Genomic DNA, 14,144 nt, shown 5'->3' on the forward strand with positions numbered 1-14,144 from the left:
TACACCATGCGTATACACAGCATGTATAGTCGCCGCCATGTCCATCGGCCACACCCTGCTCGGCCTCCTGGAGGCCGGCCCGCGCCACGGTTACGACCTCAAGCGCGCATTCGACGAAACCTTCGGCCACGACCGCCCCCTCGCCTACGGGCAGGTCTACTCGACCATGTCCCGGCTCCTGAAGAACGGCCTCGTAGAGGTCGACGGGGTCGAGAGCGGCGGCGGCCCCGAACGCAAGCGGTACGCGATCACCGACGCCGGCATCACCGACGTCGAGCACTGGCTCTCCCAGCCCGAGAAGCCCGAGCCGTACCTCCAGTCGACCCTGTACACCAAGGTGGTCCTGGCGCTGCTGACCCACCGCAGCGCCAACGAGCTCCTCGACACCCAGCGCGCCGAGCACCTGCGGCTGATGCGCATCCTGACCCAGCGCAAGCGCAAGGGCGACATCGCCGACCAGCTGGTCTGCGACCACGCCCTGTTCCACCTGGAGGCGGACCTGCGCTGGCTCGAACTCACCGCCGCCCGCCTCGACCAGCTCGCCCGGGAGGTACGCCGATGACTCCGGCCGGCACCCTGCTCGCCGCCGCGGACCTGCGCAAGTCGTACGGGCCCACCAAGGCCCTGGACGGGGCCGGGTTCTCGATCCACCCCGGCGAGGTCGTCGCCGTCATGGGCCCCTCGGGCTCCGGCAAGTCGACGCTGCTGCACTGCCTCGCCGGGATCGTCACCCCCGACTCCGGCACCGTCACCTACGCCGGCCGCGAGCTGCACACGATGAACGACGCCGAGCGCAGCGCCCTGCGGCGCAGCGACTTCGGCTTCGTCTTCCAGTTCGGCCAGCTCGTCCCCGAGCTGACCTGCGTGGAGAACGTGGCCCTGCCGCTGCGCCTGGCGGGGACCCGGCGCAAGGAGGCCGAGGGGACCGCGCTGCGCTGGATGGAGCGGCTCCAGGTCGAGGACCTCGCCGCCAAGCGCCCCGGCGAGGTCAGCGGCGGCCAGGGCCAGCGGGTGGCCGTGGCCCGGGCCCTGGTCACCGGACCCCGGGTGATCTTCGCGGACGAGCCCACGGGCGCCCTGGACTCCCTCAACGGCGAGCTGGTGATGCAGCTCCTCACCGAGGCCGCCCGGTCGGCGAACACCGCCGTCGTCCTCGTCACGCACGAGACCCGCGTCGCCGCGTACTCCGACCGCGAGATCGTCGTGCGCGACGGCCGCTCCCGCGACATGGAGCCGGTCGTATGAGCGCGCTCCGGACCTGGTCCCGCGACCTCGCCATGGGCGTCCGGTTCGCCTTCGGCGGCGGCCGCGAGGGGTGGCTGCGCACCCTCTTCACCGGTGTGGGCGTCGGCCTCGGCGTCGCGCTGCTGCTGATCGGCACGGCCGTCCCGGGCGCGCTCGCCGCCCGCGGCCAGCGCGGCGACGCCCGCTCCCTCCTGGGCGCCCCCACGGCCGCGGCGCCCGGCCCCGACACCCTGCTCATAGCCCGCGCCGACACGACGTACCGCGGCCAGGACGTCGAGGGCCGGCTGCTGAAGCCGGAGGGCCCCCGGGCCCCGCTCCCGCCGGGCCTGAAGGCCTTCCCCGCCCCCGGCGAACTGGCCGTCTCCCCCGCCCTGCGCGAGCTGCTGCGCTCGCCCGAGGGTGCGCTGCTGCGCGAGCGCCTCGACGGCAGGATCGGCGCGGTCATCGGCGACGCCGGCCTGACCGGCCCGGCCGAGCTCGCCTACTACCGGGGCGCCGACAGCCTCCCGGCGACCGGGCCGGGCGAGTTCCGCGTCCAGCGCATCACCGGCTTCGCGCCCGCTCCCGAACGTGCGGAGCTCAGCCCGGTGATGATGCTCACCGTCCTGCTGACCTTCGTGGCCCTGCTGCTGCCGGTCGCCGTGTTCATCGCCGCCGCCGTCCGGTCCGGCGGGGAGCGGCGCGACCAGCGGCTCGCCGCGCTGCGCCTGGTCGGCGCCGACGGGCGGACGGTCCGCCGGATCGCGGCCGGCGAGGCGCTGGCCGGAGCGGTGGCCGGGCTGCTGCTGGGCTCCGCGTTCTTCGTGGCCGGCCGCCGGCTGGTCGGCTCCCTCTCCCTCAGCCAGCGCAGCGTCTTCCCGGCCGACCTGACCCCCGCGCCGGGGCTGGTCGCCCTGGTGGCCCTCGCCGTTCCGGTGGCGGCCGTGGCCGTGACCCTGTTCACGCTGCGCGGGGTGGTCATCGAGCCGCTGGGCGTCCTGCGTACGGCGTCCCCGCGCCGGCGCCGCATCTGGTGGCGGCTGCTGCTGCCGCTCGGCGGGCTCGGCCTGCTCGCGCCGCTGGCGGGCCGCCGCTACGAGGGCGGCCGGTTCAACCAGTGGCTGGTCGGCGGCGGCGTGGTGCTGCTGCTGGTCGGGGTCACCGCCCTGCTGCCGTGGCTGCTGGAGCGGTGCGTCGGCCGGATGCGCGGCGGGCCCGTCTCCTGGCAGCTGGCGGTCCGCCGCCTGCAGGTCGCCAGCGGTCCCGCCGCCCGGCCGGTCAACGGCATGGCGGTGGCCGTCGCCGGGGCGATCGCCCTCCAGATGCTCTTCTCGGGCGTGGAGGCGGACACCACGCGGGAGACCGGGCAGGACCCGTCCCGGGCCTCGGTCGCGGTGATGATGCACGGCGGCACCGAGGACGGTCTGGAAGACCTCGGACGGCAGCTCGCCGGGACCCCGGGCGTGGTCCGGGCCGTCCCGCTGACCGTCGTGGGCGTCGCCCGGCAGGTCCCGAGCCCCGGCTCGCCCGACGTGACCATCGGCAGCTGCCGGGCGCTCGACGAGGTGGCGGAGATCGGCCCCTGCCGGGACGGTGACGTCTTCCTCCTCAGCGGCGGCCCCCTGGAGGAGGCCGTCGCTCCCGGGGACCGGGTGTTCGCCGGGGACGTCAGGATCTCCGCCGCGGAGTCGGCCGCGCTGGGCGGGAAGACCGTCGAGTGGACCGTCCCGGCCGGCGCCCGTACCGTCCGCCCCCGCGAGGACCCGACCGGCAAGCTCCGCACGGGCCTGCTGGCCACCCCGTCCGCCGTGCCGAAGGACCTGGGGCGGGCCCGGTTCGCGCAGGTCTACGTCCAGCTCGACGACTCCGCGCCGGACGCGCTGGAGCGGGTGCGCACCGCCGCCTTCAAGGCGGACCCCCTGGCCGCGGCGATGACCCTGCGGGCCACGCAGGAGGACCGCGCCTTCTCCGGGATCCGGGCCGGGCTGTTCTTCGGCGCGACCGGGGTCCTGGTGCTGATCGGCACCAGCCTGCTGGTCGGCCAGCTGGAGCAGCTGCGCGAACGCAGGAGGCTGCTGGCGGCCCTGGTCGCGTACGGCACCAAGCGCTCGACGCTGTGCCTGTCGGTGCTCTGGCAGACGGCGCTGCCGGTGGCCCTCGGGCTGGTCCTGGCGGCGGTGGCCGGCATCGGGCTGGGCTCGGTGCTGATGGGGCTGGCGCACATCCCGGTGCGGGTCGAGTGGAGCCAGGTGCTGCTGCTGACCGGCGCCGGCGCGGGGCTGGTAGCGGCGGTCACCCTGCTGAGCCTGCCGCCGCTGCTGCGCCTGATGCGCCCGGACGGGCTGCGCACGGAGTAGCGGGCTGAGCCGTACGTCCTACTCCGCGGGCCACACCGGGAGCGGGCGTACGGCTTCGCGCAGCGCCGCGGCGATGGCCCGGAACTCCTCCTGCCGGGCGGTGCCCGTCCGCATGGCCAGCGCGATCCGCCGCGAGGGCGCGGGCTCGGCGAAGTAGCCGGTGGCCAGGTACTCGTTGCGCGCGGTCTCCAGCCGCAGCGCGGTGCGCGGCAACAGGGTCACGCCCAGTCCCCCGGCGACCAGTTGTACGAGGGTGGACAGTCCGGCGGCGGTCGTGGTGACGGCGGCCCCGTCGGACCGGCCCGCCTCGCGGCAGATGTCGAGGGCCTGGTCGCGCAGGCAGTGCCCCTCGTCGAGCAGCAGCAGCCGCAGGTCGCGCAGTTCCCCGCGCGGGATGTCGCGCCGCCCGGCGAGCGGGTGCTCGCGGGGTGCGAGCAGGACGAAGTCCTCGTCGAAGAGGGGCAGTTCGGTGACCCCGGGGACGCCGAGCGGCACCGCGAGCAGCAGCAGGTCGAGCCGCCCGCCGGCCAGTCCCTCCAGCAGTGAGGAGGTCTGCTCCTCGTGCACCTGGAGGTCCATCCGGGGGTAGCGCCGGTGGAACAGCCCGAGCACGGTCGGCAGCAGGTAGGGGGCGACCGTGGGGATCACCCCGAGCCGCATGATCCCGGTGAAGGGGGCCCGTACGGCCTCGGCCTCCTCCAGCAGCCCGCCCATGGCGTCGAGCACCGTGCGGGCCCGGGCCGCGATCCGCTCGCCGGCCGGGGAGAGCAGCACCTTGCGGGTGGTGCGCTCCAGCAGCTGGACGCCGAGGGCCTCCTCCAGCGCGGAGACGGCGCCGGAGAGCGCGGGCTGGCTCATGCCGATCGACGCGGCCGCGTCCCGGAAGTGCAGGTGTTCGGCGACGGCGGCGAACGCCCGCAGCTGTGCGAGCGTCGCCTGCTTCGCTCCCCTGTTGCCGACAGCCACTGATAGGTACCTCCGATCACCCGCCACCAGCGTAGGCCGTGTGCGCTGCGGGCCGCGCCGCGGCGCGTGAGAGTGGAGGCAGGGCGAGGAGGGCCCGGCCGGGGCCCGCGCCCGGGAGGCGATCATGAACAGGCTGCTCCGGACCGCCGTCCTGACCCCGCTGGCGGCCGTCCCGCTGCTCCTGGGTCCGGCGGTGGCGGCCCGCGCCCTGCCGGGCGCGCCGGCGGCCGTGCCCTGTGCGGTCGCGGCCGGCGCCCGGGCCGCGGAGGGCGAGGGGCCCGCCGCCTCGGACGGGGACGCCCAGTACGACAAGGGCTTCAGGAAGGGGTTCCAGGCGGTGAAGGCCGACTGCGGCGCGAAGCCGCCGAAGGACCTGGGCGAGCTCGACCCCGGCTACCAGCGGGGCTACGCCAATGGCGCCGCGCTGGCCGCCAAGACGTTCTGCGGCGGCTGACCCACCCCATTGATAGGGAATCCTGATCACCGCGACCACCCTTTGCGATTTCCGCGATCAATGTCACTGTGCCAGCATGTGAGACCGTCCAACCCCTTCGGAAAGCCCCCAAAAGGGTCCCTTTCCGCTCTGCAAGGAGTCAGTGTGCTCACTGTCGGTGACAAGTTCCCCACCTACGATCTGACCGCCTGCGTCTCCCTCGACGCCGACAAGCAGTTCGCGCAGATCGACCACAAGTCCTACGAGGGCAAGTGGCGCGTGGTGTTTTTCTGGCCTGCCGACTTCACCTTCGTCTGCCCGACCGAGATCGCCGCGTTCGGCAAGCTGAACGACGAGTTCGCGGACCGCGACGCGCAGATCCTCGGCGTCTCCGGTGACTCCGAGTACGTCCACCACGCCTGGCGCAAGGACCACGCCGACCTGCGTGACCTGCCCTTCCCGATGCTGGCCGACGTCAAGCACGACCTGATGCAGGCCTGCGGCGTCGAGGGCGAGGACGGCTTCGCCAAGCGCGCGGTCTTCATCGTCGACCCGAACAACGAGATCCAGTTCGCCATGGTGACCGCCGGCTCCGTGGGCCGTAACCCCAAGGAGGTCCTGCGGGTCCTCGACGCCCTGCAGACCGACGAGCTGTGCCCCTGCAACTGGAACAAGGGCGAGGACACCCTGAACGCCGGCGCCCTGCTGGCCGGTGAGTGACGGATGTCCCTCGACACCCTGAAGTCGGCCATACCGGACTTCGCCAAGGACCTGAAGCTGAACCTCGGTTCGGTCATCGGCAACCAGGACACCCTGACCCAGCAGCAGCTGTGGGGCACCGTCCTGTCCTGTGCGATCGCCGCCCGCTCCCCGCGCGTCCTGCGTGAGCTGGAGCCGGAGGCCAAGGCCGCGCTCTCCCCGGAGGCGTACAACGCCGCCAAGTCCGCCGCCGCGGTCATGGCGATGAACAACGTCTTCTACCGGACGCGCCACCTGCTCTCCGACCCGGAGTACGGCACGCTGCGCGCGGGCCTGCGGATGAACGTCATCGGCAACCCGGGCGTGGAGAAGGTCGACTTCGAGCTGTGGTCGCTCGCGGTCTCCGCGATCAACGGCTGCGGCCAGTGCCTGGACTCGCACGAGCAGGTCCTGCGCAAGGCGGGCGTCGACCGCGAGACGGTCCAGGAGGCCTTCAAGATCGCCTCGGTGATCCAGGCCGTGGCCGTCACCCTCGACGCGGAAGCGGCCCTGGCCGCCGAGTAGTCACCCCCAGGGGTGCCCCACGCGCCACCGTGCCCCCGTCGCCCTTCCGGGCGGCGGGGGCACGCCGCGTTCGCGGGTCACTTCTTGCGCAGCCGGTCCATCAGGGCGCGCATGTCCTCGACCATGGCCGCCTGGACGGCGTTCTCATCGAGGTCGCCGCCCTTCCCGTCCTCGCCCGGCCACCACTCGACCCTGATGGTGAGGACGGCCCCGCCGTCGAGCACCTGGAGCCGGGGTGCGGAATCCTCCCCGGTGAACACCGCCCGCTCGCCGAGGCCGGGGACCAGCTGGGGCTCCACGGAGGGGGACCTCAGGTTCAGGTTGTTGCCGGGCCCGTGCCCGAACTCCGCGTCCGGGTCGGTCTTCTTGTGCAGTTCGACCTGCACCTGCGCGTCGTGGGTGAAGGGGCGGTCCTCCCGGCCCCCGGTGGAGAAGCAGTGGGACCAGTCCAGCGCCGGGCTCTCTCCGTGGCTCGGCATGCCTACCCCCAGGCTCCCGGTCACTGCGCCGACGGCCTTCAGCGGCGTCTCCGTGCACAGCTGCTCGCTGTGCCGGTACGCGATGGGCGGCCCGGCGGGGACGGAACGTTCCTGCACGACCAGTACGCCCGCCCAGACAGCGGAGGCCAGCACGGCCCCGCCCAGGGCCCAGAGCCAGGGGGCGCGCCCGCGAGGCCTCTCCCGGCCCTCGGGCCGCTCCTGCGGGCCCGCGAGTTCGGCCGGGGAGGCGTCGGTCCACTCCCCGTCGAGCTCAGGCTCGCTGATCATCCCCGGCCTCCAGCGCGGCGGCCCGCACCGCCGTGGCCCCGTGCGGGCCCGGACCGGTGGCGGAGACGAGGGCGTGGTGCCGCTCGCGCGAATAGGCCCTCAGGTAGACCACCACGGTGTTGGTGACGGCCACCAGCGGCACCGCGACGACGGCCCCGCCGATGCCCGCGACCATCCCGCCGGCCGCCACCGCGAGCACCACCGCGAGCGGGTGGACGCGTACGGCCCGGCCGAGGATGAAGGGCTGGAGCACGTGCCCCTCGATCTGCTGGACCGCCAGCACCACGCCCAGCACGGCGAGCGCGATGACGGGCCCCTGCGTCACGAGCGCGACGACCACGGCGAGCGCGCCGGAGATGACGGCGCCGACGAGCGGGATGAAGGCGAACAGGAAGATGAACACGGCCAGCGGCACGGCCATCGTCACGTCGAGGAAGTACAGGCCGAGGCCGATGAACACGGCGTCGATCAGCGCGACGAGGACCGTGCCGCGCACGTACGCGGTCAGCGTGCGCCAGGCGCGCGGACCGGCGCCCGCGACACCGGGACGGGCGGCGCCCGGGACCAGGCCCAGCACCCAGGTCCAGATCTTCTTGCCGTCGTAGAGCAGGAAGAGCGTCGAGAACATCGCGAGCAGCATGCCCGTCATCACCTCGACGAGGACCGTCACGCCCTGGAGGCCGGCGGAGGTGATCTCCTCGGTGTTGGTGCCGATCGTCTCGCTGAGGTTCTTCGCGATGTCGTTGATCTGCTTCTCGGTCACGTGGAACGGACTGTCCAGTGCCCAGCTCTTGAGCTCGTTGATGCCCTCGCGGAGCCGGTTGGAGAGGTCGTCGAGGTTCTCCATGACCTGCCAGACCACGAACCAGCCCACCAGGCCGATGACGACGAAGCCGAGGATCGCCGTGACGGCCGTGGCGAGCCCGCGCGGCAGGCCGAGCCTGCGCAGCCGCACCACGAACGGCTGGAGCAGCGCGGTGACGAGCAGGGCGGCGGCGAAGGCGAGGACGACCAGCCGGACTTCGCTGATCACCTTCATCAGGACCCAGAGCATCCCGGCGAGCATCAGCAGCCGCCAGCTCGCCTCGGCGGCGACCCGCACCCCCCACGGGATGACGGTCACCGGGTCGGGCCGCCCGGGCGTCGGGGGCACCGCGGGCCCGGCCGGCTCCACGGCGCCCGGGGCCGCCGCCGACGGGGCGGAGGCGGATACGGAGGCTGAGGCGGATGCGGATGCGGAGGCGGATGCGGAGGCGGATGCCGAGGCGGGCAGCGGCGGTTCGCCGGCGGCCTCGGCCTCGACCTCGGCCCGCCGTTCGTCCAGGGCCGCCTCCATACGGCTCAGTCTGCTGCCGAGCCGGCCGAGCCAGCCTGCCCTCTTCGCCATGTCGTTCCTTTCCCCCGCCCAGTGGTGACGCCTCGCACGACCGTACACGCGAGGAACCCCACACCGTCGGACGGTGCGGGGTTCCCCGAGGCTGTACGCGGGCCCTATGTCAGGGCTCTAGTACCAGTCGTTGGCCTGGTGGAAGCTCCAGGCGCTGCACGGGCTGCCGTAGCGCTCGTTCATGTAGCCCAGGCCCCACTTGATCTGGGTCGCCGGGTTGGTGCGCCAGTCGGAGCCGGCCGAGGCCATCTTCGAACCGGGGAGCGCCTGGACCAGACCGTAGGCTCCCGAGGAGGAGTTGACGGCCTTGTAGTTCCAGGTCGACTCCGCGTCGATGATGTTCGAGAAGCACTGGAACTGGCCCGCCGGGACCAGCTGCCGGGCGATGTCCTTGACCTGGGCGACCGTGTAGGAGCCCTGGACCGGGAAGTCGCCGGCGTCGCGGGCCGCGGACCGGCTGGCGATCTCGCCCTCGCCCTCGCGCTGCTCCTTGAGCTTGGCGTCGGCCTCGGCCTTCTTCGCCTTCTCGGCCTTCTCCGCCTCGGCCTTCTTGGACTTGGCGTCCTCGGCGGCCTGGATGCGGGCGGCCTCCTCCACCGAGCGCTTGGCGTCGGCGTCGGCGGCGTGGGCGATGGTGTCGGCCTGCTGCGCCAGGGTGGCGCTCTGGACCTGGGCCTGCTCGCCGACCGGGAGGTCGGTGAGGAGAGTCGCGCCGGAAGCGGTCGTCTCGATGTCGTTGGATGCGGCGTCGCCAGTGGCGACGCCCACGACTGCGCCGACGGTGGTGACCGCGGTGGCCGAAGCCACTGCGAACCCCCGGACCGAGATCCGGCTCACACGGTGTCCTTCCAGCAGCGTCCGCAGTGACCGCGCGGTCGCAAGAGTGCCCCCTCGACACTGGTCTCCGTGGTGTTGAGGTCACTGGAGACACTGGCCCGTGGGCAACTCCCTTGCGGGCGCTGCCGGCTGTACCGGGCGGCATACGGACAACGGCTGTGGAGTTGTTCGTACTGCGCGTATCTCGAACGGAGATACAGATGTGCCGTATGCGGGGCCTGACGGAAACCAGACTCTGCCGGACCTCGACGCCGCAAGGCAATTCCGCGTTGCGTGTGAAAGGTCACACCTGCCGTGATGCCGGTGATTCGGGAAAACGGCTGTGCAGCAGGGCGCCGCCCGGCTAGGCTCCTGGGCCTTTGCCGGGCGGCGCCAACTGACCGTCCCGCTATGGGGGTTTTACCCCGTTCCCTCCTAGAGGGTCTCCAGCATCTCCGTCACCAGTGCGGCGATCGGGGAGCGCTCGGAGCGGGTCAGCGTCACGTGGGCGAAGAGCGGATGCCCCTTCAGCTTCTCAACGACGGCGACCACTCCGTCGTACCGGCCGACGCGCAGATTGTCGCGCTGGGCCACGTCGTGGGTGAGAACGACCCGCGAATTGGCCCCGATCCGGGACAGAACGGTCAGCAGGACGTTGCGCTCCAGGGACTGGGCCTCGTCCACGATGACGAACGCGTCGTGCAGCGAGCGGCCGCGGATGTGCGTGAGCGGCAGGACCTCCAGCATCCCGCGCCCGAGCACCTCCTCGATGACCTCGCGCCCGGCGACGGCCGAGAGGGTGTCGAAGACCGCCTGCGCCCAGGGGCTCATCTTCTCGGCCGCGTCTCCGGGCAGGTACCCGAGGTCCTGGCCGCCGACCGCGTACAGCGGGCGGAAGACCATGACCTTCTGGTGCTGCCTCCGCTCCAGCACCGCTTCCAGGCCCGCGCACAGCGCCAGCGCCGACTTCCCCGTGCCGGCCCGGCCGCCCATCGAGATGATCCCGATCTCGGGGTCGAGGAGCAGGTCCAGGGCGATGCGCTGCTCGGCGCTGCGCCCGTGCAGCCCGAAGGCCTCGCGGTCCCCCCGTACGAGCCGCACGTTGCCGTCGGCCGTGACCCGGCCCAGGGCCTTGCCGCGCTCGGACTGGAGGACCAGCCCGGTGTGCACGGGCAGTTCCGCGGCCTCCGGGACGTAGAGCCGCTCCTCGGAGTAGAGGAGGTCCACCTGCTCCCCCGACAGGGCGAGCTCGCTCATGCCGGTCCAGCCGGCGTCGGTGATGGCGAGCTCCGCGCGGTACTCCTCGGCGAGCAGCCCCACGGAGGAGGCCTTGATGCGCAGCGGGAGATCCTTCGAGACGACCGTGACGTCGTAGCCCTCGGCCTGGAGGTTGCGGGCGACCGCGAGGATCCGCGAGTCGTTGTCCCCGAGCCGGAAGCCCGCCGGCAGGACGCCGGGGTCGGAGTGGTTGAGCTCGACGCGCAGGGTGCCGCCCAGCTCTCCCAGCGGGATGGGGGCGTCGAGGCGACCGTAGCGGACCCGGAAGTCGTCGAGCAGGCGCAGGGCCTGACGGGCGAAGTAGCCGAGTTCGGGATGGTGCCTCTTGGCCTCCAACTCGGTGATCACCACGATCGGGAGCACGACCTCGTGCTCGTCGAAGCGGGAGAACGCGTTGGGGTCGGCCAGCAGGACGCTGGTGTCGAGGACGTAGGTCCGCCTGTCGGGCAGGCGGCGCTTTGTGCTGGTCACCACGGAAGGACGTACCCCCTCGGAAGAGGTCGGGCCATGAAGACCGGACCGGTCATCGGCGCCAATGCCAGGGCCGAGTTCCGGCCCTCCAATCCGTCCGTGCGAACCGCACGCGCGTCCTGGTGCAAAGGGCCTCCCGGGCGGACGGCCCTGTGCCGTCCGCTGAGACTCGACACCCGTGGATCGGGCGTCGACCTGCCAGGGTTATGCCCTCGAACGTGCGGTGCCATGCCATGGCATATGACGGACGCTCGGTGAACCCCTGGTGAATGGTTCGCGGGAGGCCGAGGGGGCGGGGGTGTCTTCCGGTCAGGTGCCGTAGCGCCGGTGGCGGGCGGCGTAGTCGCGCAGGGCGCGCAGGAAGTCGACCTTGCGGAAGGCCGGCCAGAAGACCTCGCAGAAGTAGTACTCCGAGTGGGCGCTCTGCCACAGCATGAACCCGGACAGCCGCTGCTCGCCGCTGGTGCGGATCACCAGGTCGGGGTCGGGCTGGCCGCGGGTGTAGAGGTGCTCCGCGATGTGGTCGATGTCCAGGACCTCGGCGAGCTCCTCGAAGGAGGTGCCCTTCTCGGCGTGCTCCAGCAGGAGCGAGCGGACAGCGTCGGCGATCTCCTGTCGGCCGCCGTACCCGACGGCGACGTTGACGAGTATCCCGTCGATGTCGTGGGTGGCCTGCTCGGCCTCCTTCAGCACCGTCTGGGTCTGCGCGGGCAGGATGTCCAGGTTGCCCACGTGGTGGACGCGCCAGCGGCCGTCCTCGGCGAGGCCCCGGACCGTGTTCTCGATGATGTTGAGCAGCGGCCGGAGCTCGACCTCCGGCCGGTCCAGGTTGTCCGTGGAGAGCATCCACAGGGTGACGACCTCGACGTCCGTCTCGGTGCACCAGCCGAGCATCTCGGAGATCTTGTCGGCGCCGGCCTGGTGGCCCTGCTCCGTCGTGCCTCCGGACGCCTTCGCCCAGCGCCGGTTCCCGTCCAGGATGACGCCGATGTGCTTGGGCGACGCGTCATGGTCGAGGCGGCCTTCCACCCGGCGTGCATAGAGCCTGTACACCAGGTCGCGCAGCTTCACGATCTTCGAGCCCCTCCGTGCAATGCCCCCGTGCCAATTGCGGTCTCCCCCGAGTCCGCCACATTACTGCGCGTCGGGATCGGGTACCCAACTCGGCCTGTCACAAGTCCGTGATAGCAAGGACAACGTGACTGATAACAATCCCTATCGGGCAGAGCCCTCGCGTTACGACTCCATGCCCTACCGGCGCACGGGTCGCAGCGGCCTCAAGCTTCCCGCGATCTCCCTGGGTCTCTGGCACAACTTCGGGGACGACCGGTCCCTGGAGTCCCAGCGCGCCATCCTGCGCCGCGCCTTCGACCTCGGCGTGACCCACTTCGACCTGGCCAACAACTACGGCCCGCCGCCCGGCTCCGCCGAGCTGAACTTCGGAAAGATCTTCGCCCAGGACTTCGCGCGCTACCGCGAGGAGCTGGTGCTCTCCACCAAGGCCGGCTACTTCATGCACCCCGGCCCGTACGGCGAATGGGGCAGCCGCAAGTACCTCCTCGGCTCGCTCGACGCCTCGCTGAAGCGGATGGGCGTGGACTACGTCGACGTCTTCTACTCGCACCGCTTCGACCCGGAGACCCCGCTGGAGGAGACCATGGGCGCGCTCGCGTCCGCGGTCCAGCAGGGCAAGGCGCTGTACGTCGGCGTGTCCTCGTACACGGCGGCGCAGACCGCCGAGGCCGCGCGGATCCTGACGGACATGGGCGTGCGCCCGCTGATCCACCAGCCCTCGTACTCCATGATCAACCGCTGGACGGAGGAGGACGCGCTGCTGGACACCCTGGAGGAGGCCGGCATGGGCTGCATCTCCTTCGCGCCGCTCGCGCAGGGCATGCTCACCGGCAAGTACCTCCAGGGCATCCCGGAGGACTCCCGGGCGGCCGCGGGCAAGTCCCTGAACCCCGCGCTGCTGTCCGAGGACGTGGTCCGCCGCCTGCACGGCCTGAACGACATCGCGGCCCGCCGCGGCCAGTCGCTGGCCCAGCTGGCGCTGACCTGGGTGCTGCGCGACGAGCGGATGACCTCCGCGCTGATCGGCGCGTCGAGCGTGAAGCAGCTGGAGGAGAACGTGGCCGCGCTGGCCGGTGCGCCGCTCACGGAGCAGGAGCTGAAGGAGATCGACTCCTTCGCGGTGTCCACCCCCGGCACCAACATCTGGGCCCAGCGCGGCTGACCTGCGCTTTTGCCCTGAGGGCGGGTGGAACGAAAAACGGGCCGGTCCGTGGGGGGGATACGGACCGGCCCGAGGGGGGGGTTCCACCATAACCCTTCGTAAAGCGTCCTGCGTGCATTGCCGCAAAACGATTACGCTCCGAATCCGCCCAGCAGCACTCCGGTGAGGGCTCCGGCGGCCATGAAGGGGCCGAACGCGAACCCCTGCTCACGGCCCGCGCGGCCGCTCAGCAGCAGGCCGAGGCCGTACACGGCGCCGTAGAGCAGCCCCAGGAACGCCCCGGCCGCCCATACCCCCCACCCGTACCACCCAAGAGCGACCCCCAGGACGAGCGCCAGCTTGACGTCCCCCAGTCCCATCCCGGCGGGGTTGATCAGGAACAGCACGAGGTACGAGGCCCCGAGCGCGAGCCCGCCCAGCAGCGCGAGCCGCCAGGACCCGGCGGCGCCGGGCAGCAGCGCGGCGCCGCCGAGCAGGGCGGCGCAGGCCGCGGCCAGCGGGAGGGTCAGCACGTCGGGCAGCCGGTGCACGGCGAGGTCGACGAGGGACAGCAGCACCAGCACGGGCGCGAGGACGACGAACACCGCCGTCTCCGGGCGGGGGCCGGCGGCCGCCGCGATGGCCGCGCAGGGGGCGGCGGTCAGGAGGGCGGGGCCCAGCCGGCCCCCGCGCCCCGGGGCGGGCCCGAGCCAGCCCCGCCACCCGCTCGGGGCGTGACCGCGCCAGGGCTCGCCCGGGGGCACCGAGAGGCGGTACGCGGCGCGGGGCAGCGCCAGGCCGGCGGTGGCGCCGTACGCGGCGGCGGCGGTGATCACGAGTGCGCCCATCCGCCGAAGCTAGACGCCCGCGCCGCCGCGAGCATGGGCCCCAGGGCCCCTTCCGCCCCATTCGCCGGCCCGCTTCCCGGGGTCCGGGCCGCTGCGCGGGGCTGGTCCCCTACCCTCCC

Annotated in this window: 14 protein-coding genes; 7 read left to right on the top strand and 7 right to left on the bottom strand. The window is 72.5% G+C overall.

Going from position 1 to position 14,144, the window contains the following annotated elements:
• Positions 1-37 precede the first annotated feature (37 nt).
• Genes ACQKM2_RS29580 through ACQKM2_RS29590 form a run of 3 tightly spaced genes read left to right on the top strand, consistent with a single transcriptional unit; the run spans position 38 to position 3,581 of the window.
• Positions 38-562, top strand: coding sequence for a PadR family transcriptional regulator (locus ACQKM2_RS29580; RefSeq protein WP_362466956.1), 525 nt, complete (start codon positions 38-40; stop codon positions 560-562).
• Positions 559-1,245 carry an ABC transporter ATP-binding protein gene (locus tag ACQKM2_RS29585; RefSeq protein WP_427715006.1) on the top strand — a complete coding sequence of 229 codons (687 nt, stop codon included), beginning with the start codon at positions 559-561 and terminating at the stop codon, positions 1,243-1,245. Before ACQKM2_RS29580 ends, ACQKM2_RS29585 begins: the two co-directional genes overlap by 4 nt.
• A complete protein-coding gene (locus ACQKM2_RS29590) occupies positions 1,242-3,581 on the top strand; it encodes an FtsX-like permease family protein (protein WP_427715008.1) in 2,340 nt (779 codons plus the stop codon). Before ACQKM2_RS29585 ends, ACQKM2_RS29590 begins: the two co-directional genes overlap by 4 nt.
• Before the next feature lie 18 nt (positions 3,582-3,599).
• Here ACQKM2_RS29590 and ACQKM2_RS29595 read toward each other — a convergent pair whose 3' ends face one another.
• A complete protein-coding gene (locus tag ACQKM2_RS29595) occupies positions 3,600-4,547 on the bottom strand; it encodes a hydrogen peroxide-inducible genes activator (protein ID WP_427715010.1) in 948 nt (315 codons plus the stop codon).
• A 124-nt stretch (positions 4,548-4,671) separates the two neighbouring features.
• Here ACQKM2_RS29595 and ACQKM2_RS29600 point away from each other — a divergent pair, with 124 nt between their 5' ends.
• From ACQKM2_RS29600 to ACQKM2_RS29610, 3 genes are all read left to right on the top strand, one after another.
• Entirely contained in the window at positions 4,672-5,001 is a 330-nt protein-coding gene (locus ACQKM2_RS29600) for a hypothetical protein (protein WP_427715012.1), read from the top strand.
• A 144-nt stretch (positions 5,002-5,145) separates the two neighbouring features.
• Positions 5,146-5,700 carry a peroxiredoxin gene (locus ACQKM2_RS29605; protein WP_401244525.1) on the top strand — a complete coding sequence of 185 codons (555 nt, stop codon included), beginning with the start codon at positions 5,146-5,148 and terminating at the stop codon, positions 5,698-5,700.
• A gap of 3 nt (positions 5,701-5,703) precedes the next feature.
• Positions 5,704-6,243, top strand: coding sequence for an alkyl hydroperoxide reductase (locus tag ACQKM2_RS29610; protein WP_125601103.1), 540 nt, complete (start codon positions 5,704-5,706; stop codon positions 6,241-6,243).
• Between the two features lie 77 nt (positions 6,244-6,320).
• On the opposite strand, the gene ACQKM2_RS29615 is transcribed toward ACQKM2_RS29610, so the two are convergent.
• The 5 genes from ACQKM2_RS29615 to ACQKM2_RS29635 all read right to left on the bottom strand — a co-directional run bounded on the left by ACQKM2_RS29615 (position 6,321) and on the right by ACQKM2_RS29635 (position 12,033).
• Entirely contained in the window at positions 6,321-7,010 is a 690-nt protein-coding gene (locus ACQKM2_RS29615) for a hypothetical protein (RefSeq protein WP_427715014.1), read from the bottom strand.
• Positions 6,994-8,397 carry an AI-2E family transporter gene (locus ACQKM2_RS29620; protein ID WP_427715016.1) on the bottom strand — a complete coding sequence of 468 codons (1,404 nt, stop codon included), beginning with the start codon at positions 8,395-8,397 and terminating at the stop codon, positions 6,994-6,996. Before ACQKM2_RS29620 ends, ACQKM2_RS29615 begins: the two co-directional genes overlap by 17 nt.
• Positions 8,398-8,514: 117 nt before the next feature.
• Positions 8,515-9,234: a transglycosylase SLT domain-containing protein gene (locus ACQKM2_RS29625; protein ID WP_427715017.1), complete on the bottom strand. Its 720-nt coding sequence runs from the start codon at positions 9,232-9,234 to the stop codon at positions 8,515-8,517.
• Positions 9,235-9,648: 414 nt separating this feature from the next.
• Entirely contained in the window at positions 9,649-10,965 is a 1,317-nt protein-coding gene (locus ACQKM2_RS29630; protein WP_427715019.1) for a PhoH family protein, read from the bottom strand.
• A gap of 306 nt (positions 10,966-11,271) precedes the next feature.
• Positions 11,272-12,033 (bottom strand): isoprenyl transferase, encoded by a 762-nt coding sequence (locus ACQKM2_RS29635; RefSeq protein WP_362466965.1) that lies wholly within the window; start codon positions 12,031-12,033, stop codon positions 11,272-11,274.
• Between the two features lie 127 nt (positions 12,034-12,160).
• Between ACQKM2_RS29635 and mgrA the strand changes: the two genes are divergently transcribed.
• Positions 12,161-13,198 carry an L-glyceraldehyde 3-phosphate reductase gene (gene mgrA / locus ACQKM2_RS29640; RefSeq protein ID WP_427715022.1) on the top strand — a complete coding sequence of 346 codons (1,038 nt, stop codon included), beginning with the start codon at positions 12,161-12,163 and terminating at the stop codon, positions 13,196-13,198.
• 131 nt (positions 13,199-13,329) lie between these two features.
• Here the strand turns inward: mgrA and ACQKM2_RS29645 are convergent, their stop codons facing one another.
• The gene (locus ACQKM2_RS29645; protein ID WP_427715024.1) at positions 13,330-14,025 is read right to left on the bottom strand and encodes a prepilin peptidase; all 696 of its coding nucleotides are present in this window, start codon (positions 14,023-14,025) and stop codon (positions 13,330-13,332) included.
• Between the last annotated feature and the right edge of the window lie 119 nt (positions 14,026-14,144).

The sequence above is a fragment of the Streptomyces sp. NPDC004126 genome, assembly GCF_050275515.1.
GTDB lineage: Bacteria > Actinomycetota > Actinomycetes > Streptomycetales > Streptomycetaceae > Streptomyces.